Annotated in this window: 29 protein-coding genes; 24 read left to right on the top strand and 5 right to left on the bottom strand. The window is 48.0% G+C overall.

What is annotated here, in order from left to right:
* Positions 1-40 precede the first annotated feature (40 nt).
* The 5 genes from HV314_RS25960 (at position 41) to HV314_RS25940 (ending at position 3,450) form a co-directional block, all read left to right on the top strand.
* Positions 41-1,045: an IS110-like element IS5075 family transposase gene (locus HV314_RS25960; RefSeq protein ID WP_000427614.1), complete on the top strand. Its 1,005-nt coding sequence runs from the start codon at positions 41-43 to the stop codon at positions 1,043-1,045.
* A 459-nt stretch (positions 1,046-1,504) separates the two neighbouring features.
* Positions 1,505-1,825, top strand: coding sequence for a DUF134 domain-containing protein (locus HV314_RS25955; RefSeq protein WP_001137910.1), 321 nt, complete (start codon positions 1,505-1,507; stop codon positions 1,823-1,825).
* Positions 1,800-2,261, top strand: coding sequence for a NifB/NifX family molybdenum-iron cluster-binding protein (locus HV314_RS25950; RefSeq protein ID WP_000626969.1), 462 nt, complete (start codon positions 1,800-1,802; stop codon positions 2,259-2,261). The genes HV314_RS25955 and HV314_RS25950 overlap by 26 nt, the downstream gene beginning before the upstream one ends.
* 337 nt (positions 2,262-2,598) lie before the next feature.
* On the top strand, positions 2,599-2,859 hold the full coding sequence (locus HV314_RS27500) for a PaaI family thioesterase (RefSeq protein WP_017901299.1): 261 nt from the start codon (positions 2,599-2,601) through the stop codon (positions 2,857-2,859).
* A 114-nt stretch (positions 2,860-2,973) separates the two neighbouring features.
* Positions 2,974-3,450 carry a Dps family protein gene (locus tag HV314_RS25940; protein WP_000043177.1) on the top strand — a complete coding sequence of 159 codons (477 nt, stop codon included), beginning with the start codon at positions 2,974-2,976 and terminating at the stop codon, positions 3,448-3,450.
* A gap of 304 nt (positions 3,451-3,754) precedes the next feature.
* On the opposite strand, the gene HV314_RS25935 is transcribed toward HV314_RS25940, so the two are convergent.
* Positions 3,755-4,105 carry an ArsR/SmtB family transcription factor gene (locus HV314_RS25935; RefSeq protein ID WP_000928911.1) on the bottom strand — a complete coding sequence of 117 codons (351 nt, stop codon included), beginning with the start codon at positions 4,103-4,105 and terminating at the stop codon, positions 3,755-3,757.
* A gap of 160 nt (positions 4,106-4,265) precedes the next feature.
* Here HV314_RS25935 and HV314_RS25930 point away from each other — a divergent pair, with 160 nt between their 5' ends.
* Positions 4,266-5,924 carry an FAD-dependent oxidoreductase gene (locus tag HV314_RS25930; RefSeq protein ID WP_025760366.1) on the top strand — a complete coding sequence of 553 codons (1,659 nt, stop codon included), beginning with the start codon at positions 4,266-4,268 and terminating at the stop codon, positions 5,922-5,924.
* Between the two features lie 263 nt (positions 5,925-6,187).
* Here HV314_RS25930 and HV314_RS25925 read toward each other — a convergent pair whose 3' ends face one another.
* Positions 6,188-6,829: a recombinase family protein gene (locus HV314_RS25925; protein WP_045269835.1), complete on the bottom strand. Its 642-nt coding sequence runs from the start codon at positions 6,827-6,829 to the stop codon at positions 6,188-6,190.
* A gap of 167 nt (positions 6,830-6,996) precedes the next feature.
* Between HV314_RS25925 and HV314_RS25920 the strand changes: the two genes are divergently transcribed.
* Together HV314_RS25920 and HV314_RS25915 are read left to right on the top strand one after the other, a co-directional pair.
* Entirely contained in the window at positions 6,997-10,035 is a 3,039-nt protein-coding gene (locus HV314_RS25920) for a Tn3 family transposase (protein WP_045269834.1), read from the top strand.
* A 23-nt stretch (positions 10,036-10,058) separates the two neighbouring features.
* A complete protein-coding gene (locus tag HV314_RS25915) occupies positions 10,059-11,081 on the top strand; it encodes an IS110 family transposase (RefSeq protein WP_001572362.1) in 1,023 nt (340 codons plus the stop codon).
* A gap of 356 nt (positions 11,082-11,437) precedes the next feature.
* On the opposite strand, the gene HV314_RS25910 is transcribed toward HV314_RS25915, so the two are convergent.
* The gene (locus HV314_RS25910; RefSeq protein WP_007372141.1) at positions 11,438-11,941 is read right to left on the bottom strand and encodes a hypothetical protein; all 504 of its coding nucleotides are present in this window, start codon (positions 11,939-11,941) and stop codon (positions 11,438-11,440) included.
* Positions 11,942-12,194: 253 nt separating this feature from the next.
* On the opposite strand from HV314_RS25910, the gene umuD reads away from it, so the two are divergent.
* From umuD to HV314_RS25880, 6 genes are all read left to right on the top strand, one after another.
* Complete coding sequence (gene umuD, locus HV314_RS25905) at positions 12,195-12,611, top strand: translesion error-prone DNA polymerase V autoproteolytic subunit (protein WP_008786793.1); 417 nt, start codon at positions 12,195-12,197, stop codon at positions 12,609-12,611.
* Entirely contained in the window at positions 12,611-13,876 is a 1,266-nt protein-coding gene (gene umuC / locus HV314_RS25900) for a translesion error-prone DNA polymerase V subunit UmuC (RefSeq protein ID WP_009652912.1), read from the top strand. Before umuD ends, umuC begins: the two co-directional genes overlap by 1 nt.
* Before the next feature lie 149 nt (positions 13,877-14,025).
* The gene (locus HV314_RS25895; RefSeq protein WP_007372144.1) at positions 14,026-14,916 is read left to right on the top strand and encodes a DNA replication terminus site-binding protein; all 891 of its coding nucleotides are present in this window, start codon (positions 14,026-14,028) and stop codon (positions 14,914-14,916) included.
* 312 nt (positions 14,917-15,228) lie between these two features.
* Positions 15,229-15,609 carry a type I-E CRISPR-associated protein Cas6/Cse3/CasE gene (locus HV314_RS25890; RefSeq protein WP_127649377.1) on the top strand — a complete coding sequence of 127 codons (381 nt, stop codon included), beginning with the start codon at positions 15,229-15,231 and terminating at the stop codon, positions 15,607-15,609.
* Positions 15,610-15,897: 288 nt separating this feature from the next.
* On the top strand, positions 15,898-16,155 hold the full coding sequence (locus HV314_RS25885; protein ID WP_001333498.1) for a helix-turn-helix domain-containing protein: 258 nt from the start codon (positions 15,898-15,900) through the stop codon (positions 16,153-16,155).
* Positions 16,156-16,325: 170 nt separating this feature from the next.
* A complete protein-coding gene (locus tag HV314_RS25880) occupies positions 16,326-16,817 on the top strand; it encodes a GNAT family N-acetyltransferase (RefSeq protein WP_000217395.1) in 492 nt (163 codons plus the stop codon).
* A gap of 85 nt (positions 16,818-16,902) precedes the next feature.
* Here HV314_RS25880 and HV314_RS27495 read toward each other — a convergent pair whose 3' ends face one another.
* Positions 16,903-17,586, bottom strand: coding sequence for a hypothetical protein (locus HV314_RS27495; RefSeq protein ID WP_008786796.1), 684 nt, complete (start codon positions 17,584-17,586; stop codon positions 16,903-16,905).
* A 356-nt stretch (positions 17,587-17,942) separates the two neighbouring features.
* Between HV314_RS27495 and HV314_RS25870 the strand changes: the two genes are divergently transcribed.
* From HV314_RS25870 to HV314_RS25850, 5 genes are all read left to right on the top strand, one after another.
* Positions 17,943-18,344, top strand: coding sequence for a hypothetical protein (locus HV314_RS25870; protein WP_008786797.1), 402 nt, complete (start codon positions 17,943-17,945; stop codon positions 18,342-18,344).
* A gap of 185 nt (positions 18,345-18,529) precedes the next feature.
* On the top strand, positions 18,530-18,820 hold the full coding sequence (locus HV314_RS25865) for a hypothetical protein (protein ID WP_007372147.1): 291 nt from the start codon (positions 18,530-18,532) through the stop codon (positions 18,818-18,820).
* 77 nt (positions 18,821-18,897) lie between these two features.
* Complete coding sequence (locus HV314_RS25860) at positions 18,898-19,134, top strand: hypothetical protein (protein ID WP_007372148.1); 237 nt, start codon at positions 18,898-18,900, stop codon at positions 19,132-19,134.
* Positions 19,135-19,163: 29 nt separating this feature from the next.
* Positions 19,164-19,715: a hypothetical protein gene (locus HV314_RS25855; protein ID WP_007372149.1), complete on the top strand. Its 552-nt coding sequence runs from the start codon at positions 19,164-19,166 to the stop codon at positions 19,713-19,715.
* A 326-nt stretch (positions 19,716-20,041) separates the two neighbouring features.
* Complete coding sequence (locus tag HV314_RS25850) at positions 20,042-20,446, top strand: hypothetical protein (RefSeq protein WP_008786799.1); 405 nt, start codon at positions 20,042-20,044, stop codon at positions 20,444-20,446.
* Between the two features lie 26 nt (positions 20,447-20,472).
* On the opposite strand, the gene HV314_RS25845 is transcribed toward HV314_RS25850, so the two are convergent.
* Positions 20,473-21,462, bottom strand: coding sequence for a hypothetical protein (locus HV314_RS25845; protein ID WP_007372150.1), 990 nt, complete (start codon positions 21,460-21,462; stop codon positions 20,473-20,475).
* 122 nt (positions 21,463-21,584) lie between these two features.
* On the opposite strand from HV314_RS25845, the gene HV314_RS25840 reads away from it, so the two are divergent.
* The 5 genes from HV314_RS25840 to HV314_RS25820 all read left to right on the top strand — a co-directional run bounded on the left by HV314_RS25840 (position 21,585) and on the right by HV314_RS25820 (position 24,587).
* A complete protein-coding gene (locus HV314_RS25840) occupies positions 21,585-21,908 on the top strand; it encodes a hypothetical protein (RefSeq protein ID WP_020996132.1) in 324 nt (107 codons plus the stop codon).
* Positions 21,901-22,971 carry a phosphoadenosine phosphosulfate reductase domain-containing protein gene (locus HV314_RS25835; protein WP_007372151.1) on the top strand — a complete coding sequence of 357 codons (1,071 nt, stop codon included), beginning with the start codon at positions 21,901-21,903 and terminating at the stop codon, positions 22,969-22,971. The genes HV314_RS25840 and HV314_RS25835 overlap by 8 nt, the downstream gene beginning before the upstream one ends.
* A gap of 109 nt (positions 22,972-23,080) precedes the next feature.
* Positions 23,081-23,398 (top strand): hypothetical protein, encoded by a 318-nt coding sequence (locus tag HV314_RS25830; protein WP_020996134.1) that lies wholly within the window; start codon positions 23,081-23,083, stop codon positions 23,396-23,398.
* Positions 23,399-23,406: 8 nt separating this feature from the next.
* Positions 23,407-23,742, top strand: coding sequence for a PerC family transcriptional regulator (locus HV314_RS25825; RefSeq protein WP_008786801.1), 336 nt, complete (start codon positions 23,407-23,409; stop codon positions 23,740-23,742).
* A gap of 383 nt (positions 23,743-24,125) precedes the next feature.
* Positions 24,126-24,587, top strand: coding sequence for a hypothetical protein (locus HV314_RS25820; protein WP_009653863.1), 462 nt, complete (start codon positions 24,126-24,128; stop codon positions 24,585-24,587).
* Positions 24,588-24,670: the final 83 nt, after the last annotated feature.

Raw genomic sequence — 24,670 nt, 5'->3', positions numbered from 1 at the left:
AGTACTATGCTGAGGACAGGCTTTCATTCGGAGAACCATCATGGAAAACATTGCGCTTATTGGTATCGATCTGGGTAAGAACTCTTTCCATATTCATTGTCAGGATCATCGTGGGAAGGCCGTTTACCGTAAAAAATTCACCCGACCAAAGCTAATCGAATTTCTGGCGACATGCCCGGCAACAACCATCGCGATGGAAGCCTGTGGCGGTTCTCACTTTATGGCACGCAAGCTGGCAGAGTTAGGGCATTTTCCAAAGCTGATATCACCGCAATTTGTCCGCCCATTCGTTAAAAGCAACAAAAATGACTTCGTTGATGCTGAAGCTATCTGTGAAGCAGCATCACGTCCATCTATGCGTTTCGTGCAGCCCAGAACCGAATCTCAGCAGGCAATGCGAGCTCTGCATCGTGTCCGTGAATCCCTGGTTCAGGATAAGGTGAAAACAACTAATCAGATGCATGCTTTTCTGCTGGAATTTGGTATCAGCGTTCCGCGAGGTGCTGCCGTTATTAGTCGACTGAGTACCCTTCTTGAGGACAGTAGTTTGCCTCTTTATCTCAGCCAGTTACTGCTGAAATTACAACAGCATTATCACTATCTTGTTGAGCAGATTAAAGATCTGGAATCTCAGTTGAAACGAAAGTTGGACGAAGATGAGGTTGGACAGCGCTTGCTGAGTATTCCCTGCGTTGGAACGCTGACTGCCAGTACTATTTCAACTGAGATTGGCGACGGGAAGCAGTACGCCAGCAGCCGTGACTTTGCGGCGGCAACAGGGCTGGTACCCCGACAGTACAGCACGGGAGGTCGGACGACATTGTTAGGGATTAGCAAGCGGGGCAACAAAAAGATCCGAACTTTGTTGGTTCAGTGTGCCAGGGTATTCATACAAAAACTGGAACACCAGTCTGGCAAGTTGGCCGACTGGGTCAGGGAGTTGTTGTGTCGGAAAAGCAACTTTGTCGTCACCTGTGCTCTGGCAAACAAGCTGGCCAGAATAGCCTGGGCACTGACGGCGCGACAGCAAACTTACGAAGCATAAAGGCAGAAATACACCAGTTTAAACAATCATTCATCTGGTTTTGCGAATACTGATATTGATGATACTAACGGCCCACCGGCCTGTTGAGGAACCTGTAAAACGGAAAGGCTCATTGAAGCCGTATATTTTCTGGAGGTTCATCAGGCGCGGAACTCATCGAGGCGCGGGAATAAAATCCCATTCAGACGCCGGATAGATTCAAGCAAGCCAACTTGTCGTCAAAATCGGTGTTGCAAAAACGGGAGTGACCATAGATTCCGTTTTCTGAGACGACCCCCTTATGGCAGCACTTTAAATTGAGTCTCATACAGTATCTGTTTTCTTTCTCTTCATCTCTCATGACCTGCTGCCCACTTACAGACTCCAGGGTAAAGCAAAAAATTCTCCACCGGTGAGCAGAGTATATTGCATATGCCAGTTTATGAGTGTATATATAGCATATGCCAATAAGGAGCCTTCATGCCAAGACCCAGAATTCCCCGTAACATCTGTGGCCGCCCTGCGGATACCTGTTTTAAGCCCAATGCGCGACCGATGAGCCAGCTTGAACATGTTCATTTAAAAGAAGATGAGTTTGAAGCGTTACGGCTGGTCGATTTACTGGGCATGCAACAGCAGGAAGCGGCTGTTGCAATGGGGGTTTCAAGGCAGACACTGGCCAATGTCCTGAAAGCAGCCCGTTTTAAGGTTGTGGACTGTCTCACTCAGGGCAAGGCCTTAATAATGCACTCTGAAAGGGAAGGAGTTACACAAGATGATCACAGCCATTCCAGTGAATGACGACCGGGTAGCAAATCATTTTACCAAAGCGAGTCACCTTGTCCTGGTGGATGAGCGCGGTGTGGAGCTCAGCCGGACAGAAAATCCCGCGCTGGGCGCAGATTGTTCAGGTAAACGGAAGCTGGTTGACCTGCTGGTTCAACAGCAAGTCAGCCGCGTTGTGGTCCGTAACATCGGGGAACGGATGCTGGGTAAATTACTGGGGCATCAGATCGCGGTGTACCAGACTGACTGTGGTCGTCGTTTGTTCACTGAACTGTGTGATCCGGATACCCGTGTTCTGACTGAACTGAATAAGCCGGAGCAGGGACGCCAGTCCTTTCATCATGAGGCGAAAGGGAAAAAATGCTGTCACTCTGACGGGAACACAGCAGAAAATGCGTGCCAGGGTGGGCGTCAGCATCATCACGGAAACGGGCGCTGTTGCCATTCATGAGTTTATTTCATCACGGGCGGTGATTTTTATCAGACCCGTATTGTGTATAAACCAGGAGCCGGAATGTGTGGAGGAGGCAGTAATGATGCCGGGGGAGCCCCTCAGCTGACTGAATTCCGGATGCCTCCCGTCAGTACAACCGGACGCTGAGCAGAAACAGATGAATTGTTATCTTGATGCCAGAAAGGCCCATACCTGTTGTATGGTCTGTAGTTCCCGCGACAACAACCCTGATACGGTGAACTTAATGTTTTCAGAGCACCCGGATGGCTCTGTATGTGCGGACTACACGGCCAATCACAGGCATCAGGGGTATACGGGTCTTTTACATGGCGGAATGACGAGTACCCTGCTGGATGCAGCAATGACTCATTGTTTGTTCATGCAGGGTGTGCAAGCCCTGACGGCTGAACTGACGGTAAGATTCATTTCACCCGTTTGTACCGGAGACAAACTGATGGTATGTGCCAGACTGCTTGGGCAACGCAGGGGGATTTACCTGCTTGAAGCATGGCTGACAAAAGGACAGCAGACAGTGGCACGTGCCACGGCGAAATTCATTGTTCCGTCGCAGGATATTGCTCTGGCGCATCGCTAGTGTGACAGACGACAGGTGTACCTGGTTATTATAAAAATTTGAGGCGTGTTTTGCTCAGACCGGAAAGAATAATCGCATATCGTATATTCCACTGAAACCGTGTAAGAGGTAGTTATGAGTAAACAAATCATTGATATTGGTATTGCTGAATCATCCCGGGTGGAGATTGCAGACGGCCTGTCCCGGCTTCTTGCTGACACCTATACCCTGTATATAAAAACACATTACTATCACTGGAATGTAACTGGCCCCATGTTTAACAGCTTACATTTAATGTTTGAAAATCAATACAATGAGCTGGCCACTGCCGTTGATGATATCGCTGAACGTATACGCTCGCTCGGATGCTTCGCGCCCGGCACATATCATGAATTTTCACGTCTAACAGCGGTTAATGAAGATAAGGATATTCCGGCAGCAAAAAACATGATTGAAAATCTTGTCCAGGGCCAGGAGACCGTGGTTAAAACTGCACGCTCCCTGTTCCCGCTCGTTAATAATGCGAATGATGAAGCCACAGCAGATCTGCTTACACAACGTATCCAGTTACATGAGAAAACTGCCTGGATGTTGCGTAGCCTGCTTGAATAATGTCACCCCGTGGCAGCAGAAAAAACGGTTTGTCAGCCACAGGCTATTACTGACAGTGCAGAATCATCCGTGTTCCTGTGGCTGTTTTTTCTGACCGTCACAGTATTAAACACCATTGAATCAGTGGGTTAATCAGTGAATGCGTGAACGAGAAATACTGTCCGTGACGGGCATCATCGGCTGGTATATCCGGACCACTGTTGTTTTCCCGTTAAGGTATCGCAGGTTCCGGTCTGGCATTTCACAGCCTGAACAGGGTTAATGATGCACGGATAAAACGGTTTACGGGGAAAGCAGGATCATATTATTCGTTGTTATGGCTTCCTTTACCGGTGCCTGCCTGCGGGCAGTAGAGATCATATAAGGTATTTAACAACGTCATGATACGGTTATCCTCAATACGGTAATATACCATTTTACCTGCCCGTCGGGTCTCGACCAGCTTCAGGCGGCGCATTACACCCAGCTGCTGGGACAGGGTCGGCTGAGTGATACCGACCGCCGCTTCCAGCCCGGCCACATTCGCTTCCCCCAGGCTTAACTGACACATCAACAGCAACCGGTCGCTGTTGGCCAGTCCCCGTAAGACATCTGCTGCCCTCAGGGCCGCATTCTTCATATCTGTCTGACGTTTTGTGTCTTCATTCATGAGCATTGCTGATTTCTCATACTATGTGTTTTTATATAATATAATTTAGTATACTGACGGTATCGTAATTTTGCCATCGTGTTCGTCAGGTCTGCAGCGTCCTGCCGGCCCGGGGAAACGATTATATCTGGCAGGCATTTCGCCCCGGGTGAACAGAGAGGATGTAATGAAAATAGTGATTGTTGGTGGTGTTGCCGGCGGGGCATCCGCTGCAGCCAGAGCTCGTCGGTTATCAGAGGATGTCAGTATTGTTGTGTTTGAACGGGGAAGCGATGTCTCTTTCGCCAACTGTGGATTACCTTATCATATAGGCGGAAAAATTCCTTTAAGGCAGTCACTGATTCTGAAAACCCCGGAGGATTTTAAATCCCGCTTTAACATAGACGTCCGTATCTGTCATGAAGTGACGTCAGTGGATCCGGTTAATAAAACGGTGACGGTTAAAAATCTGACCTCAGGGGAGGTCTATAGCGAAGAATGGGATCGTCTGCTCCTCAGTACCGGCGCCGCTCCGGTTGTCCCTCCTTTGCCCGGGCTACAGGAAGAGGGTGTCTTTACGCTGCGAAATCTTACTGACATGGATGCTATCCTGGGGTGGATTGAGCAACATCACGTAGCTCACACCACGCTTGTCGGGGGGGGATTTATCGGACTTGAAGTGATGGAGGCTCTGAGCGAACGGGGGATCAGTGTGACCCTGCTGGAGATGGGGGAACAGGTTATGGCTCCGGTTGATCCTGAAATGGCATCTGCCCTGCATCAGGAAATCCGGAGTCATGGCGTGGATCTGCGTCTCAGAACGGCGCTCACCGAGGTACTGCGGACAGAGACGGGATTCCGCGTTGCACTGTCTGAGGGTGGGTTTCTGCAGACCGACATGGTTATTCTCGCCATCGGGGTAAAACCTGAGAACAGCCTTGCCACAGGAGCCGGGCTCGCAGTGGGTAAACGGGGAGGCATAAGCGTCAATGCCTGTATGCAGACCAGTATCCCTGACATCTACGCCGTGGGGGATGCCGTTGAAACCCCAGACTTTGTCTTTCAGGAACCCGCTAATTTTCCTCTGGCAGGGCCCGCCAACCGCCAGGGACGCATTGCTGCTGATAACATGCTAGATCGTCACAGCCTTTACCATGGCAGTCAGGGGACATCCATTTGTAAGGTATTTTCGCTGAGTATTGGCAGCGTCGGTGCGAATGAAAAGCAGCTGAAAGTTCATGGCACCCGATACGAGAAGGTTTACGTCCATGCCGCTGATCATGCCGGTTACTACCCGGGGGCAACGATGATCAGTCTGAAACTGCTGTTCAGCCCCGATACCGGTAAAATTCTCGGGGCTCAGGCATCAGGGAAAAAAGGGGTTGATAAACGCATCGATGTCCTGTCTGTCGCACAGCGCGCGGGGCTTACCGTCAACGATCTCGAACATCTTGAGCTGACTTATGCTCCACCTTTTAACAGTGCAAGGGACGTCGTTAACCAGGCTGGTATGGTGGCGACAAATGTAATGAAAGGAGATACGGTCATATGTCATGTCAGCGATGTGTTACAACGGGAACCGGGCAGTTATTGTTTACTTGATATTCGCTCTCCTGCCGAACTGAAACAATTTGGTGAATATCCTGACGCGCTATCCATCCCTCTTGATTCCCTGCGGGAAAACCTTGGAAAATTGCCTAAAGATAAAGAAATTTTTATAGGATGTCAGAGTGGCCTGCGCGGGCATGTGGCATACCGTATTCTGCAGGCTCACGGCTTCCGGACATATAATCTGAGTGGTGGTTTCATAACCTGGCAGACGGTAACGGAGTCAATGAGTAAATAAGAGATGAAGTGCCATACACACATGGCACTTCATTTCTCCAGATTCGTTGAAAACATATTATATGGAATAGAAAATCTACAAAAATTATTAACGCCTTGAATGGCAGCTATAAGCGCATACCCTGAATCACTTTAAAGTGATTCAGGGTGTGAATGACTATTTTTGGATTTGGCACACAGCGTACTTCCAGGCTGCTAGTCATTAACAAGCCCTAACTATGACGCCTATGCAATGATCGCAATAAACACCGTTATTCCAGCCTTTCAGGAAAATTCATTATTTTTATACAGCGCTTGTATCCGACATACCTGCGAAGCACTGTAACCTGTTGCATCTGCGGTTTCACGAATACTCAATTTCTTAACCTGCCGATAATACAGTACTTTCTGGTGACGCTCCCGATCAGCTTGCTTACCTTGGTATTTACCTAGTGTATGAGCCCGTTCAATCCCCTGTTTTTGCCGCTGTCGGCGGCTCAGCCAGTCCTTATGCGACATCGCGGCCATCAGGTCGATTAGCATGTTATTGATGGCGGTTATTACTGCGCGAGTAATCGGGTCCGCCTGCGAAGGATCTTTATCTGACAGCGCCTGCCATGAGGTGGGCACATCAAGACTGACAATCCGCAGCTCATGTTTTTCTATCTGCTTTTTCAGCGTCATCCAGTCGCTGTTGCTCAGACGGGTCAGACGGTCTATCTGTTCGACCAGCAAGATATCATTGTGGTGACTGTCCATCAGTAAGCGCCCCAGCTCAGGGCGATCAAGTTTTGTGCCGCTGATATTCTCCCGGTAGTAGCTGGCGATTTTATGTCCCCGCTGCTGAACGAACTGCTCCAGCATCTCTTTTGCCCGGTCAGCGAACTGATCTTCCGTCGATGCCCTTAAATAAGCTCTGATGAACATTTTTCCGCCATAATATCGCATTTAAGTTATTGCATTTAATCTATCGCATATAGGTTATGGCATAAATCGTGTGATGTCACGTTTTGGTTATACCGTCAGGGTGTACCCTTATGCGATAACCATTTTTGTTAAAAATACCGCATCGGATAATTTATGAGGGAAACTATATGGCAAGGAGGCAGATTCTTTCTCTGTCGGAAAGAGAATCATTACTGGCATTGCCAGACGATGAGTTAACGCTGACCCGGATGGCCTATTTCAGTGAGCATGATCTGGCGCTTATCTGTGCTCACCGTAAACCCGCCAGCCGTTTTGGTTTTGCCGTCCTTCTTTGCTATCTGAAAAATGTTGGCTTTGCCCCGGATAAAAAAATCCCACCCTCTGATGCACTGCTGAAACATATCGCCAGCAGGCTAAATCTTACCGGTGATCTCTGGCCTGCTTACCTTTCCGGCAGGGATACGACCCGGCGCGAGCATTTAACCGAACTGTACCGCTATCTTGGCGTGAAGGCATTTACCGGCAAAATACAGCAGGACTGTATTACACACCTGCTGTCGATGGCGACGCGTACTGATAAAGGTATTCTCCTGGCCGAAGAGATGCTGGTCTGGCTCCGGCAGAACAACGTAATAATCCCCGCGATTGATGTCGTGGAGCGTACCTGTGCTGAGGCCATGGCAGGCGGCGATAAAATCGTATTTCAGACTCTGAATGCCCCGTTAACTCCGGCTCACAGGGATGCCCTGGATCGTTTACTTGAGTCATCGGATAATCAGTCTTCCAGGCTGACATGGCTTCTGCAACCGCCGGGTAAAATCAATGGTAAGAACGTGCTGCAACATCTTGATCGGCTCAGCAGCGTTGAATCGCTGGCATTACCGGAAGGTATAGATCGTACCATTCACCAGAACCGGTTGCTGAAACTGGCGCGGGAAGGCCGGAAGATGAGTAGCCGTGATTTGACCCGATTTTCAGCAACCCGGCGTCATGCGATCCTGGTGTGCGTGCTGGAAGAAGCCAGAGCCACACTGACAGACGAAGTGATTGAGTTGCATGAGCGAATGCTGAACAGCCTTTTCAGCAAAGCCAAAAGAACACAGGCAGAGCGCCTTCAGCAGACCGGAAAGCTGATCCAGTCAAAACTGAGGCAGTACATCGATGTCGGTCAGGCGCTGTCTGATGCCCGCGATTCCGGTGACGATCCATGGCTCGCAATAGAAAATATACTCCCATGGCCTGAATTTGTCGCCAGTCTGGAGGAAACACGCCATCTCGCCAGAAAAAATAATTTTGACCCGCTGCATATTATTACCGAGAAATACAGCATATTACGGAAATATGCCCCACGCATGTTATCCACTTTACAGTTAGTCGCAACCCCGGCAGCGCAACCTCTGGCTGATGCGCTGGTTGTGATCAAGGATATGTACCTGAAGCACTCACGTAAAGTTCCGGCGACTGCGCCGCTTGAGTTTGTCCCTGAAAGCTGGCACAGGGTGGTGATTACACCTGCGGGTATTGATCGGCAGTATTATGAATTTTGTGCGCTCAGCGAGCTTAAGGGAGCGTTGCGCTCCGGGGACATCTGGGTTAAAGGCTCACGGCGCTACAAAAATTTTGATGATTACCTCATTCCCGAAAAGGACTTTGACAAACTCACTCCGGCGCTGCCACTGCCCGTATCTGCTGATTACCATGAGTACATTACCAGCCGTATGACCCTGCTTCAGTCCAGACTTGAAGAGGTCAATGCCATGGCAGCCCTTGGTGAACTGCCCGATGTGGAAATTTCCGACAGGGGCGTAAAAGTCTCTCCGCTGGATAACTGCGTACCGGCGCAGGTTTCACCGCTGGCAGAGCTGGTTTACAGCATGCTACCGCGCCCTAAAATCACGGAAATTCTCGATGAGGTAAACGGCTGGACGACGTTTACCCGACATTTTTCGCATATAAAAAATGACATTACCCGTCCCGATACCCGCCTGCTTCTCACCACCATTCTTGCGGATGGCATCAATCTTGGCCTGACAAAAATGGCAGAAGCCTGCCCCGGGAGTACCAAATCATCACTTGAAGATATTCAGGCATGGTACATCCGCGACGAAACCTATTCAGCCGCCCTTGCAGAACTGGTAAACGCGCAGGGGAAAAGGCCGCTGGCGGCATTCTGGGGAGACGGGACAACATCATCATCAGATGGACAGAATTTCAGAACAGGCAGCACTGGCCGCTACGCAGGACAGGTTAACCCGAAATATGGGCAGGAGCCCGGACGACAGTTTTATACCCATATTTCGGATCAATACAGCCCGTTTTACACCTGCATAATAAGTCGGGTCAGGGATTCAACCCATGTTCTCGATGGCTTGCTGTACCACGAAAGTGACCTGAAAATCAGGGAGCATTACACCGATACCGCGGGTTTCACCGATCATGTCTTTGCCCTGATGCATCTGCTGGGATTTGCGTTCTGTCCGCGAATCAGGGATCTCCATGACAAGAAGCTGTTTATCAAAGGGAAAGCAGACCAGTACCCGGCGCTTCAGTCACTGATATCAACGACCAGCCTGAACCTGAAAGAGATCGAAATTCACTGGCGTGAAGTGTTGCGTCTGGCAACCTCGATAAAGCAGGGAACAGTGACGGCATCCCTGATGCTGAAAAAGCTTGCCAGCTACTCAAAGCAAAATGGACTTGCCAAAGCACTGAGAGAAATTGGCCGTATTGAACGAACGCTGTTTATGATCGACTGGTTCCGCGATCCGGCACTTCGTCGGCGGGTCCAGGCGGGACTGAATAAAGGAGAAGCCCGTAACGCGCTGGCGCGCGCGGTATTCCTGCACCGTCTGGGTGAAATCAGGGATCGTAAACCGGAAAATCAGAGCTATCGCGCCAGTGGACTGACGCTGCTGACGGCAGCTATCTCGCTGTGGAATACCGTCTATATGGAAAGAGCGGTCGATGCCCTGAAGCGTAAAGGGGTGAAGATCAACGATCAATTGCTGTCGCATTTGTCCCCGCTAGGCTGGGAGCATATCAATCTGACAGGCGATTATATCTGGAAAAGCAACCGGATACCGGCTTCCGGTAAGTTTCGTCGGTTGAGACCCGCTAAAGTCGAAAGGTCAAAAAATAGCCTTAACGAATGGAAGGGACTTCCCCTGGATATGCGCCTGATTAACTCTTGTGCAATCATGGGGTAAACATAGCCCCGGAGGGATTCGTTATGACCATCACGACTGTCGGTATCGATCTTGCTAAAAATGTGTTCGCTGTTCACTGCGTTGACCAACACGGTAAAACTGTTCTGGTTAAACCCAAAGTATCGCGTGCTGCCCTTCCTGAGCTGATTGCCAGTTTACCTCCCTGTGTTATCGGGATGGAGGCATGCTCCGGGGCTCACTACTGGGCAAGGTTGTTTCGGCAATATGGTCATGAACCACGGCTGATGGCTGCTAAATTTGTATCTCCTTACCGCATGGCCGGTAAATCAGGCAAAAATGATGCAGCTGATGCTCAGGCTATCTGTGAAGCAGTTCGTCGCCCGCATATGCGGTTTGTACCAGTGAAGGATGAGAGCCAGCAGGCGATGCAATGCCTACACCGTATCAGACAGGGTTTTATCGAAGAGAAAACAGCAACATATAACCGATTGAGAGGTTTGATATCGGAATTCGGTGTCATCGCCCCACAAAGTACAGATGCCCTGCGTCACATGGTTTCTGAGCAGAAGAGTTCTTTGCCACTTCAGGTTCAACAATGTGTTAATGACCTGCTGGAACACATTGATCGTATTGAAGATAATATTACTGAATATGACCGGATTTTGTCCCGCATGGCAAAAACAGATCACCGCAGCCAGCGATTGATGGAACTGAAAGGGATTGGTCCCACAACGGCCTGTGCGCTGGTCGCCAGTATCGGTAATGCACACGATTTTAAAAATGGGCGACAACTGGCAGCCTGGCTGGGACTAACGCCATCGCAGTACAGCAGTGGTGGGAAATCAAAGCTTGGCAGGATAACTAAAGCTGGCGATTCGTATCTGCGAACGCTACTGGTTCAGGGGGCTCGTTCGGTTCTGATTGGTGCCGAGAAAAGGACTGATTTATTCAGTCGTTGGGTCTGTTCACTGGTCGATCGCAGAGGATACTGGCGTGCCGTTGTAGCCATCGCCGCCAAAAACGCAAGGCTGTGCTGGGCATCATTGCATTACGGTGATGATTTCAGGCTGTACTCAGCCAGCTAAAGCACGAAACAAAATAACCATCTGACCTGCAATTCGTTGATGATAAAGGGTTAGACCCCGTGAGGCCTATCTGGCTATTGTACAGGATATACGTATCCGCTTAACGAACAAGAACCTCACGCGCGTCTTTCATCAGGGTCCGAATCGATGACGATTCATCATGGCCGTTTATAGTACCGCAGTCTCTCCCCTTTATTTTTACTGAAGAGCAGACAGAAACCATAAACACCGGCGTTGACACGCCGGGGAAGCCCTTATAGTACAATAATTTTCGATATCCAAACTGACCCCAAGTAAGGACGGTCGCGCCTGTGGTGGTTTTATCTCCGTGGAGCGCCTGGCCCCGGCCATAATTGTTAGTTCGATACCCCATGAGTCACGCCTCCGGGTATTGCCAGAAAGTCGGGGGCTTCAGCCATACCTTTGCGCGATAACAGCACTAATCTGTCCTGCGGGGTCGAGACAATTTCATCCCCGTTATCCAGTACGCTGCCCACCAGCGCGAGCCCTTTCTCGAAGTGTGTAGCTTTCTGGCCAGCGCTTGAAACAATCCGTGCAGATGAACCATCGGTATAAGTGACTGCATCACCCTCCACTGCGATTTTGACCATTTGACCGTTGCCTAGATCCATAACCCTGGCGCTATCAACAGCGGTTACGACACCACCTCGCGCAGTCAGGCTTCCCTCGACCGCAACACGCCAGATTGCTGTTACCGGGTGTTGGCGATCCCTTTCAGCGTTCTGCTCAATAATTTGTCGAGCATCCACATCCATTGCGGCCAGATCAGCGTCAGAGAAAGGGGATTTGTCAAAGTCGGCCAGCATTTGTTGAGTTGCTTCATTTGTAAACTGCTTCATCGTTATTACTCCTTATAAAATGTACGGATAAATTCCGAATTGTATACGAAGTAAGCACGAGTAAATTCTGAAAATGAACTGAGGAATCATATGGTTGCAATTTGTTATGTGCAGTTACCCACTTCTGGACAAGTGATAAGAAAAACCTGAAGAGTGATAGCGGAAAATAACTTTCGGAAAAGGAGGTGCGAAAATTCCTGGCTCCTGTCTATAATACTGTATGGATATACAGCACCACGAAGAGCAGAGCATTATGAAACTTATCCCAGTGACACAACAATCACCAGGCCAATTCCCGTTGTTCGTTGAGCCTGTCAGCGCAGGTTTCCCTTCAGTCGCTTCCGATTATGTTGATGAATTTATTGATCTAAATACTCACCTCATCAAACATCCATCTGCAACCTACTTCTTACGAGTAACAGGTTCATCGATGGTAGAGGCACGTATTCACGAAGGCGATCTGGTCATCGTGGATAGCTCACTTGAGGCGAAAGAGGGGGATATTGTGATTGCGACCGTTGATGGTGATTTCACCATTAAGCGGTTGCAGCTAAGCCCGGCTCCCGCGCTACTGCCAATGAATAGCCGGATGTCACCGATCTATCTGAAAGAAGGCGAAGAACTGGCCATTTTTGGCGTGGTGACCTTCATCGTGTACAAGGCCTTGTGATGTTCTGCCTGGTGGATTGCAACTCATTTTACGCCTCCTGCGAGAGAGTCTTTCGGCCCGATCTGGTGAACAAGCCAATTGTATGCCTTTCGAACAATGATGGCATGGTCGTGGCACGTTCAGCGGAAGCTAAAAAATTAGGTATCCAGAATGGTGACGTGTACTTCCAGAAGAAAGCATTCTTTGAAGCTAACGGTGTACATGTTTTCAGTTCTAACTATGCCTTGTACGCGGAGATCTCCCGTAGGGTGTGTGAGACATTATTTAAATTCTCCAGTAATACTGAGGTCTACAGTATTGATGAAGTTTTCCTTTCGTTTGAAGGAATGCAGAAAAATTATAATTTTGATGACTATGGAAGAGAAATAAAGAAAACCGTATTAAAGAGCACCCATATACCCGTGGGGGTGGGCATATCGACAACTAAAACTTTGGCAAAACTAGCAAATAAAGCTGCAAAAACATGGACTAAAACAGGCGGAGTGGTTGATCTCAGCAGTCCAGAAAGACAACGTAAATTATTGCCATATATTGACGTAAGCGATGTCTGGGGGGTGGGCCGGAGATATGCCACCAGACTGAACAGCATGGGCATCAGGACTGCTCTCGATCTGGCCAATGCGCCAACATCGCTTATCCGTAACACATTTGGAGTCGTACTGGAGCGAACGCAGCGCGAATTGAATGGCGAGTCCTGCATAGCCCTGGAAGAGGTGAGGAAGGTTAAGCAGCAGATCATCAGCTCGCGTTCATTCGGCCAGAAAATAGAGCACTACGAAGCAATGCACCAGGCGGTGTGTGAGTATGCCGAACGTGCAGGCGAGAAGCTGCGCGAAGAGAAGCAATACTGTCGCTGCATAACGGTTTTTATTGGCACAAGTTACTATTCGAAAACGGCCCCTTACAGTGGCCAGCAGACAGTCAAGCTGGAAAACCCCACCGCCGATACCCGGGAAATCATTGCGGCTGCGGTCGCAGGGCTCCGGCATATCTGGCAGGAGGGATACCGATACCATAAAGCCGGAGTGATGCTATCTGACTTTTATGATAGCGCCACCAGCCAGCTCGATTTGTTTGGTGAGAACCGACTCTTTGCCAATGGTGAAGCGTTGATGGGCGTGATGGATAGAATTAACCGGTCAGGTCGGGGGAAATTATGGTTTGCGGGCCAGGGCATCGACAAAGACTGGACGATGCGGCGGGAGTTATTGTCACCATCCTATCTCACTAACATTAATGAAATCCCTCGCGTCAGGATTGGCTAATCAGCAGTGAAAACTTCATTCGTCATCGATAAAATTCGTCTGTAAACAAAACGAACTTGATATACTCGGTTTCGCTTGTTATGAGTATGTATGTACATACAGTCCTCCGTGCAGCGGAGGGAGTTTAGAGCCCTTTTTCGGGGATAGAAATGAATATCTCAACAACTTTCCAGACGCTGGAGAGCGAGATCACACAACTTCGTGGAGTGCTGGGTTCCCGGCTTCCGCTCAAGGCGAGTGTCTGCGTCCTGCCAGCCGTTGCTGATGGCGAAGAAGATATGGCCATCGAACACATCATGCCTGAGCTGAAACAGGGACACGATGCTGTCCATGCTGCCTGCGCGGCATACGCTGACCTGCATATCAGGGATGGCTATTCGCAGAAGTCCGCTCGGCGCACTACCGGCGTATTATGGTACGACAATACAGATGCGGAATTCTCTCAGCTGGTTACCCGTTTGGTGACATCCATCAACCAGCATAAAGAGAGCATTCAACGCCACATCATCGAAAACTACGGTGGTGATCGCCGACCGGAATACATGCGCTTCAACGCGCTGCATAGCGCCTGCCCTGGTGTCATGACCCTGCATCTCTATCGGCAGCTGCGTATGTTTGATAATGCTAACGTCAATCTGGTCAGTTTCGGCTGGAGGCAAAAGACGCTTTTTAGCAGGGTTAACAAAATCGAGTTGCTCCAGAAGATGGGCAAGGACATCGAGGAAGATGAAGATAAATCAGTCAGACTCAACTCGTTGATTAAGGCTATTGCGCGTGTACCGGAAGAAAAGCTTCGCTTACGCCGTCCGGTTAAAGTGCATCCAGCTGCAAACATCGCGATGGCTGATCCTGAACACCCCGACCAGATACTGCGTCTTTCTGCCGCTTCATCTATGCCGTTCATTATCATTCAGGATGAGCACGTGAAAATTCGGCCATTGCCAGAGTTCGTGGCCAATGAAGTAAAGCCGAGGAGTAACCGCCTCAAGACAGATGTGATCGGTATATTCCACGGCGAAAGTATCGAAATGATTCTCTGACCACACCGGCCAAAGGACTGGCCGTATTCCCCCCTCATAATTTCGTCACTCGCCGTCCATGCCATACCCTGAAACTAATATTGAAAATTCATTATGTTCAGCAAGGAATGTGGCGTGAAATACTTTGAATGTGCGCTCAGGTTCAGAATCGCCCCAGGTGACGTGTATGGGATCCACCAGCAACTGGATAAGGTAGTCCAGGAACGTTCTGGGTCGCGACTCCCATACACCTTCTACTCTCGCAAACAAAGTGCCTCCGACACCCAGGTTGTTCTGAGAACGGCTGTTGCACTCGGGCTCCCTGGCGAAGTCATGAAGGAAATCATGTTTGTGTCTGGCCAGAAAATTCGAATCTGCGGCTCGCTGGCCACTATTCGACGCGAGGAAGCTGGAGGCCGGAAAAGAGAGATTTGTCCACCTGCCCATGAACTCCCGGATTATATCCACTATCACCTGGAACGGGCCGGAGTGATCTGTGGACGGTTACGTATCGTTCGAAGCACCAAGTTCCATATTATTAAGCCCGGGAGCGTTGGCCGTACATCCCACAAGATCATTGTACCGATGAGCCAGTACGATGCTGAATGCGTGATTGAAGATGTCGGCGCACTTGAACAGGCATACGCTTTCGGGATCGGCAGAAAGCGGATATTCGGCTTTGGCTATATGAACAGCATCGAAGTGCTTTCCTGAACAGGCCATTAAGCATAGTTATTATCTGAATTTCAAACCGACTCGCAAACTTACGGCATTAACACTTCTGATACACCCTTTAAATGCTGTAAACTGTTGTAGCCCTTACTAAATCGTAAGAGTGGGGATTTGCAGCCCCGACTAATGACACGCCGTTCATGTACTTGAACGGTTCGCACTCGCTCGCCTGTTTTTTGTCAATGGTGGGTCGGGGCGTGGGAGCCTTACGGCTCGCCAGTCGTCATTAGCTGGTACTGCAAACCATGTTCCGATTCACCACCAAAGGAAATGGAGATGGAAAAACAGGACTGGCATAAGGCAGACATCATAGCTGCGCTACATAAGAAAGGTTTGTCACTTGCCTCACTGAGTAGGGCTAACGGTCTTTCAAGCAGCACTCTGGCAAATGCACTGACACGTGACTGGCCTAGAGGCGAGATCATCATCGCTAATGCAATTGGTGAAGAACCTCAAGAAATATGGCCAACCCGATATTTTGATAAGGCAGGAATGCCGATCAAGAGAATCATAAGAAAACCGGTTTAAATGAAAAAGGCTGGCATTTTTGCTGGCCTTATATACCTCCTGGCTCTGCTACTGAAACCACTAACACCGATCAAATGGTCATCAGCGAAATACCCCGTTCATTTCTATTGACCTCTTTACCTCCATGTAATCAAATTGATGGAATAATAACGGTTACGAGAGACAAACTGATGACGGTGTTATCTGCCCCTGAAATGCGCTTTGGAACCAAACAGGATGTTCCCTTTATCATAGCGGTGATTCGCGACGGTATGCGGGATGGGTATTTTAACTTTGATGATGATGACGGACTGTCTCAGTTCGAAAGTCAGATCTCAGAAGCCATTGCCAGGCGGGAACGGGGAGAGAATTGCGCCGATTTCTTGTTTGTCTTTGATGCTCAACATAATGGCGCAGCGATAGGTTTTGCCCTACTGACGGGCAAAAATGGTGCAAATGGACTTGCTTCACATCTGGAAATCAGGATGTTTGGTGTTACCAGGAGTCAAAGACAAAAAGGATTTGGGCGCTCCATGTTGCAAAGTATTCTGGATGCTACTCCCGGCCATAAAGTGGAGGCATCCTGTCTTCCTGCATCAGTTGTCATGGCCAGGATGCTGACTAATGCGGGTTTTCACGTCAAAGAGATAAGCCCGTTTGGAAAGCGTACTTTCAGACGCTAATGTAAAATTCAGATAAAAAAACCGGCTGACGAATTCAGTCGGTTTAGTAATCCTGCAAAAGGATGCTGGACAGCGACGGACGACTTCAGAGCTGTGGCAATGGCCCCTGGTTATCTTCAGTCGCAGCCTGGTCTTTATCCGGGGTGGCCGTTGCAGTCCGCGAGGCATCAAATGAGACCGTTGGGTCGCTGAGAGTCAGGATGCCAGTGTCTTCAACTTCTCGCGTTGTCAGCGTAAGCTCAGATTTACTGTCATCACACTTATTCGTTTTCTCCGCCAGTGCCTTGCACCAGATATAACGACCTCTCTGGGCATCAGAGACTGAAGGCTCTCCATATTTCTCGATCGCCGACTTCAGTAAGAGATCAGGGTTGCTGAATGAAAAGCGGATTTTGTAAGCCACCGGCTCAATGGGGTCAACTGCCGTATCGGGGATAAAATAGACCACCGTCTCCTGGTGAGCATCTCCCCAGAAAATACTATTCAATGAGTTGTTACTGTAGCGCTTTTGAATTTCTTCACCAGCAGACTGGCCAAGTTTGTCAGTGATAGCAGTGATCGCTTCAGAAGCTGTCATCCGCAGGCTTACCGGCCCTATAGAAAAAGACATAACATCAAAGCTATTCAGGGGGGTAATGGTGCTTTCTGGAGCGGTAGATGAATCGGGTACGTCATCACTGTACAGACTGTCATCCCCCGGAGAAGGCGTTACAGGTGCTGAATTTTGGATGTCAGGTGTGTAGCTGGGATCGGGAGCGTATAGGCCCATTGTATCATTCTGTACAGCAGAATATACCGAAGCGGTCGGCAGGACGGTAAGGAGCGCAAGGGCGCAGTATCCAAGGTATCTGGTCATATTCACCTCGTCAGTAGCAGTTGTCCTACTGTAACAGCGCGAGGTTTGAGAACATCATGGAAATGGGGTCAAAGCGGGGCGAAAAACAAGCCTGATTCACATGGCTTACGTAGCAGCATGGAGATCTCCTGAAGTCGGAGAAAATGAGTCAGATAACGCGAATATCGAAAATGGAACGAAGTACTTAATTACCTAACAGGAGGTACATGTTAACCTGACGAACATTGCTTACTGCCTATTTGTAGATTCAGGCTACAGGGAGAATCCAAGTGCCAAACTGCATACCCCTTAATCCGGTATTACCTAAAAACTTCGACGATACACCTAATGAAAAGCGCTCAAAGTCTCAGCTTGATGCCTGGTGGGATCATCCATATGGCATTACTTGCCCGGACGGGAAAATCACTGTTCGATGCCTGAATGGAGGAGCTTGGGATCGTTCGACAGTGCTGGGAGTAGCGGACAATTACGAAGAAGCCTGCGAGCTCGCAGAGCGCGAGCAATCAGCATGGGTCAAACGCCGTGCGGAGCCAATATTCTACTATAGCGGTGAAGCTCCATTCAGAGCGATAAGGGATGCACAACGTCCTGATCAGGAGCAGACCTTTGTCGCGTCTTTTGACACGCAAGATGAGCTAATCAGCTGGCTTAATAGTCAGAAAACCAGTTAATACCAAGTCTGGAAGTCTGCTTCTCAACAGACTTCCACATTTGATTATCAAGCTCCCCATAATTTGGGTTCAGTATAAACATTCCATTACGTTCTATTCCCCTCATTACATTCATCTATCCGTAAATTTCGTTAGCCAGCACATCGGGGTGATACTGATGTCAGGTAAACAAAACGGATGCAAAAATGCAGACATGTTCGGAAGTCCTGGCGGTTGAAATATTCAATCAAGTTGGACGTGAGGCAGCTATTGCTCAATATAACTTAATTTGTGAAATAGCCCAGCGACGTTACGAAGACAGCCTGGCCAAATATGGTTCCGTGCCAGCTGGTTTCACCGCGCTCAATTTCCTCCATCCGGCAGAACTTCAGGAGCGTTACATCCTGGGGTTGGGAATTCAGCTTTGTATCGATGAGCAGCATGAAGCCAGGGAACGGGTTTTAGCTCGCTGCCTGGCAAGAAAAAGGGCCGCATAAACAGGTGATAAAACAACTCAGCTATAGCTGAACACGCACTAATTGGCTATGTTAACAAAACGAACAAGGTGGCGATTATGTACAGTGAATCTATCGATCGTGCTATCAGTATCCTCAAGGACGCGGGCGAAAAAATCGGTATGGAACTGGGTAGTAATGTGACATCTCAGGAATCAGAACTGCTTGAGGATGCGCTGGTGGGCCTGACTAAAGTTAAAGGGCAACTCTGCGGTAATCACTCCTTAACTGATGTAAAAGCGGACGTCGTGCCTTTTAGTCTCAGTTCGACGAAGAACGTCGATAGCCCGCATTAATTAACAACCACCAACTGGACGGAAGGGATATGACTGAAGACAACGCCGGTAGTGTTTCTGGAAAAGCACAGAACGCCCCAAAAGCAAATGCCCACCTGGACAGGCTCTTTGATTTCATTGTGACAGAAATCAAAGAGCAGGGTGCAGCACCGTCTTACGAGCAGATCTGTTCTTCTCTGGGGTATTCAAAAGGGCTCGTTTCCCGGCGTATCCGGCAGTTGCATGACCAGGGACGAATCATTATCGATGGTGAAAGAAAGTCTATGACGCTGCGCGTAGCGAAAGGACAAGGTCATGATGACATTGCCGAACTCCCGGACATGACCAGTGACAGGAAAGCAATCATCACGTATGTCAAAAAATACATGAACAGAAATGGTGGCCGTGGGCCATCAGTTCACGCAATAGGGAAAGCGCTCGGCTTCTCGAATAACAAGGCGCGTAGACATGTGGACTATCTCGACGAAGTAGAGAGGGTACGTTACAGCCCTCATCTTAATGAAGTAATCGTTATCAATCAGGGTGATTACGTTAAAATTACCCAGGACAACGATGAACCACCGAGCCCGGCAGAAGGTTAGCCATGATTCGCATATGGAGAGAAGTTGTAAACGTAAAGGTTCAGGACGGGAGCCGTAACGGACGAATCTGGTTTCTTGAACTTTCGTGTGGCCATCATGCTGTCAGACGTATACCTCGATTACGTCTGCATAATCTGACGCAATTCGAACGACTTGAGCCACCAGCTAAATGTCACTGTGTATTGTGTGAAATAGATGCTATTGCAGGACAAAAATAGCAATAAACACAACATAAAAGCCCTCAATTTGTCCCCATTGTTTTTAGCCTGACAGCATTGGTACTGATAGCCTAATCATATTTAAACGCATAACCCTATGGTGGACATATGAAAAAAGCTGTTTTTGGCCTTTTAGCACTATTGCCCTTCATAACCAGCGCAGAATCGATCGATCCGAACGATTTCTATGCTCAGCAGCCTTCTCAAAACTACCAACAACCTGCTGCCAGCGAGCAACAGGACGATGCTGACAATTCCAGTGACCAGACAGCTGCGATCGTATTGAACCTGGAAAGTTACAAACCGCTGGGGAATTTTGTAGTCCCCCAGGGAGTAGAACGCCCATTCATTGGTCTTATTAACAGCAAAATTTTCATACTGTCTGAGCAACCAGATAAACGCTTGGCTGGCCTATGGATAGGTCGTAGTCAGGATGGTCGTGAAGCACTTTGTGGTTACCTGAACAACAGTATGCAGGTCAGAAAATGTTATTACATCTTATATCGTGAGTAAAAAATGGGGCCGTAGCCCCATTTATTTTAATGTTTGAATGAGGGTATAAAGGGTATTACTGGATTTGTTCCTAGCGAAGCTAATTCGTTAGGCGCAAGATAACGTCGCAGTTCAGTAATCAATATATCAACTGATTTATCCCAGCCATCTCTCACAATGTTTAGAATGTGCCGAGCTGGATAATGTGTTAGAAAAGGATGGTTGGGGCCAAATTTATTAAGGTGTTCAATAGTACCTATTGCATCGAGATAATCTGTAACAAGATGGTGTTCTGACTCAAAAATAGCGACAAATTTATAACCATCAGCAGCGTTTACCCACTGGCAAGTACAGTCATTAAGCTGAAATTGATTAGAACGTTTTTCCCCCTTGGGTTTAGGATTGACTCCAATACCAAAAGACAAATACAAACCTTTCCTTCCCCAGAAGGCCGGTCTCTTCAAGTCCTGACCATTGTTTCCTTCGACCTCTCCAAGAATGCCAAACAAAGTAGCTGATTCTTGGTTAGGATTCGTTCTCATACGGAAAAGAATGCATAGATCTGCAAACTTTAAGCTATTATAAACTGAATTATAAAAGACATTCTCATGGCCAAGTAGATAAGGATTATGCTCTACCGCAAAATTAGTGCCACTTCTAAAGTCACGGCAGCTAATGAATACACCAAACTGGCTCATATTAGCGAGGATATCGACATTGCGATAATCAGACAAATTAATAAGTATAGTATTTAAGACTTCTCTACCTTCATAACTCATCAGATAGTGGCAGAGCAAATTTTGTAGACCGAAGTTTCTGAACTGATCTTTAATTAAAGAAAAATATCCTTCACCAGCTAATGAAACTAGGTTTCTCATTGTTGGTGTATGTTTCCCCATGAGAGGGGAATTAAAACGTACCTTCATCCGGTTATTATCATAAAGGGTTTCAATAATTGAGCAAAAGTGCATCGCCCAATACGCGTTGTTATCACCAATTAAACCGGGTTTCACTACAGTAGTTTTAGAAAAATCCATTCTGTCTCCAAAGCAGTAATCAGTCACTCATAACACGATATTTGCAGTGAAAGTTATATCTGTAAGCAAATTTCGTCAGCTGTTAGCGTCGTATTAGGCTTAGTAAAAAGCCGGAGGTAGATATGCCTAAAGACGATGTTGCAACAATCATAATCCAGAATGGGTTGACGCATAAAGTAAATGTGATCTGCAAATTCAGCGCACAAATCGACAATCAAATGTTCTCATTCATCATCCATCGCACATTAAGCGTATGTCGATATGCGCTTGTCTGTAAGGCAACAGGCCAAAGAATTGCAGTTCTTGATACCAGTCGAGTAAAGGCACTTGGTATGGAAGCAGCAGGTAAACTAGCGCTATCAGATCTGGCCTCATCATTAGGCGAGACTAGACTTGCTGCGATTCTGACAAATTCACTTCAGAGCAGGAGCGCGGCAAGTGAGTGATTTAATCGACGATAACTTTATTATTCCTGCACTGAGTAGCATAGCAGGCATCACCACGCCACTATCAGGACAAACGTACAGGAACGCTCCAGATATCGACATATCTTGCTATGACGTGATAATCATTTGCCTTAGCGGCGGAAAAGACTCCATAGCCTGCCTTCTCCACTTAATTGACATCGGGGTCGATCTGTCCAGGGTGGAACTCTGGCATCACGATGTTGATGGCCGCGAGGGAAGTACTTTAATGGACTGGCCATTTATGGCCGACTACAACCGCAAAATAGCTTCAACATTTCAGATACCGTTGATGTTCTCCTGGCTTCAGGGAGGAATGGAAGGTGAGATGCTGAAAGAGAATGGCTACAGTCGCCCGCAATGTATCGAAACCCCAGATGGATTAATAATCGCGGAACGTGATATCCAGCGAAGCACTCCCGCCACGCGACTTCGGTTCCCTCAGCAATCACCAAGCCTTAAAACACGTTGGTGCTCATCAGCACTAAAAATTGATGTTGGTCGGCGAGCACTCACAAATCAGAGACGCTTTGACGGAAAAAAGGTGCTTTTTATTACGGGGGAAAGGAGAGCGGAAAGCTCTAATAGATTCAATTACTTACAACTGGAGCCACATACCAGCAGTTGCAAAAAAAGACAAGTTGATGCCTGGAGGCCAGTACTTGAATGGTCTGAAGAACAAGTCTGGGAGATTTTAGCAAAACATCGTGTTACAGCCCCAGTACCGTATCGTCTTGGATGGGGTCGCAGTTCATGCTTAACGTGTATATACAACAGTGCTCGCATATGGGCAACCATCAAACATTATTTCCCCGAGCGTATTCACGCAATGGCCAACTATGAAAACCGCTTTGGGGTCACTATCAGTCGTAAACGAATAAATGTTCTGGATCTAAGCCAGAATATTTCTCCTATTAATATCACGGATGAGGAAGCGCTGCTGCAAGCGGTAAATCCGGTCTATACATTGCCCGTCATTAACATGTCAAAAGAATGGGTGCTACCTGGTGGGGCGTACAACCGGGAGAAATGCGGGTCAGACTAATTAGCCATCAGCGATTTATAGCTGAGATTTCGTCACCTGAATATTACGTGGAAAATAGATATCAAATAGCAACATTGATACAGGCTTAACCGCCTCTGAAGGAAATATTATGACGATGGTAACGGCCAGAAATTGTACTGAAACACGGTTCAACCAGTTATGGGATGCTCTGCATGAAAAAAGCAGTGCGGAAAACGAATCCTTGTTTCAGCAAGAATTGCATCGCTGCCGCAGTAAACGTCAGCGAAGTAAACTGGCCGGGCGATTCGCCGGTGCCTGGCAAACCTTATTCGATGCCTTCTGTGAAGGTCGGGTCTTCTGCTCACTTCTGGACTCGGTTATCCACCAGGAGAGTATCAGCGAATGGCAGGTTGAAGAGTTAATCTCATTCACTTCTGCCCAGATGTCGACTCTATACAAAGGGTAGAGGTAGATATGGGACAAAGAAAATGTGCAGCAGCGTTCCTGCTCGCTGAAGAAATGTACCAGATACCAGCGACCAAATCGGTGATACTTGCCCGGGACCTGGAAGAAAGAGGGTTGTATCTCCGCGCTGCCAGGCAATGGGGAGAGGTCATGTTTGAACATACCCAGTGTACTGAGTACATTGTTGAACAACGGGAACGTTGCATTCGGTTATCCAATTCTCGCCATGAAGACCGTATCAGACAGCATGAGCAGGCAAGTGATCTTCAATATATTCACAAGCATATTAATGATGTATACACACGGATGGGACTAAAAGACGATGGTGTCTTTAATACCGCCTGATTTGTCGACCTTTTCCGTTCATTAAAAAATGAAACTGAGGAGAATGAGCGCACTCTTGACTGATTTTGACGGAGGATTACGTAAGTGGTTAAACAAAGTTTATTTGACCTTATAGGAGCTACCACGGGCCCAGAGCGAGATCTGTTGATCGTAAGCCTTCAGTCTCTACATCGTGAACGAGTAAGCTCATACAATGCATTGTGTACAGCCTGCTCAATCTCTGGAGATAAAGTCCCGCCAATGTCTTTATTCGGCATAGACGAGGTTACTGATGCACTACGCCGGTTAGGTGCATTACCGATCAGATAGTTCTTCAAGTAGTCAGGGTGAACAGGTTTGAATTGATACAAACGGCCTATGCTGAAGAGGAACAGAGATAACTGATGAAAACAAACGAAAACCTGCTGAACAGCATTGGAAAAAGTATTCGAATGTGGCGAGATAACTGCTTCCCTCCATTTCAGCGAGCGTATGGAACATGGTTATTGGTTCTGGTTTCGGTTAATGCCGGGATATGGTTTTACATAACCTCTGACTGGTCTGTACAGTTCGTCGGCAATATAGCAGGGCTCTTGGTTTTCCCAATGCTGGGTCGAAAGGTTTTTACAAAACGCGCCAGATCTTGGCAAGAAGAACTGGATATTAAGCTGGCAAAATACAAACCGCATAACATAGCTGCATGGAGGGAGTTGCAGGCTTATGCCTTGGAATCCAATACGCTATCTTCACAAATTGTTGAACGGTGGTATTTCAAAGAGCGGGAATTTATCAAGACGGCCCAAAAAGGGAAGCCGGGTAGTTCTGAACTCAAATTTCTCAAGAATAATACTGGATCAAAGCCTTAAGGAATCTGAGAGCCGGTGCGTAATGCAGAACCCACAGCCGAAGGGTTTTGGGAGTTAAACTGATACAGCTTTTACCGTGAGGT

The organism is Citrobacter sp. RHBSTW-00887 (assembly GCF_013728095.1).
In the GTDB taxonomy this organism is placed as follows: Bacteria; Pseudomonadota; Gammaproteobacteria; order Enterobacterales; family Enterobacteriaceae; genus Citrobacter; species Citrobacter braakii.
Note: the sequence above shows the minus strand (reverse complement) of the source record. Positions and strands in the feature narration are given on the sequence as shown.

Bases quoted from the DNA above. Each gene is read 5' to 3' on its own strand.
- HV314_RS25960 (WP_000427614.1), top strand. From the start codon at position 41: ATGGAAAACATTGCGCTTATTGGTATCGATCTGGGTAAGAACTCTTTC.
- HV314_RS25955 (WP_001137910.1), top strand. From the start codon at position 1,505: ATGCCAAGACCCAGAATTCCCCGTAACATCTGTGGCCGCCCTGCGGAT.
- HV314_RS25950 (WP_000626969.1), top strand. From the start codon at position 1,800: ATGATCACAGCCATTCCAGTGAATGACGACCGGGTAGCAAATCATTTT.
- HV314_RS27500 (WP_017901299.1), top strand. From the start codon at position 2,599: ATGACGAGTACCCTGCTGGATGCAGCAATGACTCATTGTTTGTTCATG.
- HV314_RS25940 (WP_000043177.1), top strand. From the start codon at position 2,974: ATGAGTAAACAAATCATTGATATTGGTATTGCTGAATCATCCCGGGTG.
- HV314_RS25935 (WP_000928911.1), bottom strand. From the start codon at position 4,105: ATGCTCATGAATGAAGACACAAAACGTCAGACAGATATGAAGAATGCG.
- HV314_RS25930 (WP_025760366.1), top strand. From the start codon at position 4,266: ATGAAAATAGTGATTGTTGGTGGTGTTGCCGGCGGGGCATCCGCTGCA.
- HV314_RS25925 (WP_045269835.1), bottom strand. From the start codon at position 6,829: ATGTTCATCAGAGCTTATTTAAGGGCATCGACGGAAGATCAGTTCGCT.
- HV314_RS25920 (WP_045269834.1), top strand. From the start codon at position 6,997: ATGGCAAGGAGGCAGATTCTTTCTCTGTCGGAAAGAGAATCATTACTG.
- HV314_RS25915 (WP_001572362.1), top strand. From the start codon at position 10,059: ATGACCATCACGACTGTCGGTATCGATCTTGCTAAAAATGTGTTCGCT.
- HV314_RS25910 (WP_007372141.1), bottom strand. From the start codon at position 11,941: ATGAAGCAGTTTACAAATGAAGCAACTCAACAAATGCTGGCCGACTTT.
- umuD (WP_008786793.1), top strand. From the start codon at position 12,195: ATGAAACTTATCCCAGTGACACAACAATCACCAGGCCAATTCCCGTTG.
- umuC (WP_009652912.1), top strand. From the start codon at position 12,611: ATGTTCTGCCTGGTGGATTGCAACTCATTTTACGCCTCCTGCGAGAGA.
- HV314_RS25895 (WP_007372144.1), top strand. From the start codon at position 14,026: ATGAATATCTCAACAACTTTCCAGACGCTGGAGAGCGAGATCACACAA.
- HV314_RS25890 (WP_127649377.1), top strand. From the start codon at position 15,229: ATGAAGGAAATCATGTTTGTGTCTGGCCAGAAAATTCGAATCTGCGGC.
- HV314_RS25885 (WP_001333498.1), top strand. From the start codon at position 15,898: ATGGAGATGGAAAAACAGGACTGGCATAAGGCAGACATCATAGCTGCG.
- HV314_RS25880 (WP_000217395.1), top strand. From the start codon at position 16,326: ATGACGGTGTTATCTGCCCCTGAAATGCGCTTTGGAACCAAACAGGAT.
- HV314_RS27495 (WP_008786796.1), bottom strand. From the start codon at position 17,586: ATGGGCCTATACGCTCCCGATCCCAGCTACACACCTGACATCCAAAAT.
- HV314_RS25865 (WP_007372147.1), top strand. From the start codon at position 18,530: ATGCAGACATGTTCGGAAGTCCTGGCGGTTGAAATATTCAATCAAGTT.
- HV314_RS25860 (WP_007372148.1), top strand. From the start codon at position 18,898: ATGTACAGTGAATCTATCGATCGTGCTATCAGTATCCTCAAGGACGCG.
- HV314_RS25855 (WP_007372149.1), top strand. From the start codon at position 19,164: ATGACTGAAGACAACGCCGGTAGTGTTTCTGGAAAAGCACAGAACGCC.
- HV314_RS25850 (WP_008786799.1), top strand. From the start codon at position 20,042: ATGAAAAAAGCTGTTTTTGGCCTTTTAGCACTATTGCCCTTCATAACC.
- HV314_RS25845 (WP_007372150.1), bottom strand. From the start codon at position 21,462: ATGGATTTTTCTAAAACTACTGTAGTGAAACCCGGTTTAATTGGTGAT.
- HV314_RS25840 (WP_020996132.1), top strand. From the start codon at position 21,585: ATGCCTAAAGACGATGTTGCAACAATCATAATCCAGAATGGGTTGACG.
- HV314_RS25830 (WP_020996134.1), top strand. From the start codon at position 23,081: ATGACGATGGTAACGGCCAGAAATTGTACTGAAACACGGTTCAACCAG.
- HV314_RS25825 (WP_008786801.1), top strand. From the start codon at position 23,407: ATGGGACAAAGAAAATGTGCAGCAGCGTTCCTGCTCGCTGAAGAAATG.
- HV314_RS25820 (WP_009653863.1), top strand. From the start codon at position 24,126: ATGAAAACAAACGAAAACCTGCTGAACAGCATTGGAAAAAGTATTCGA.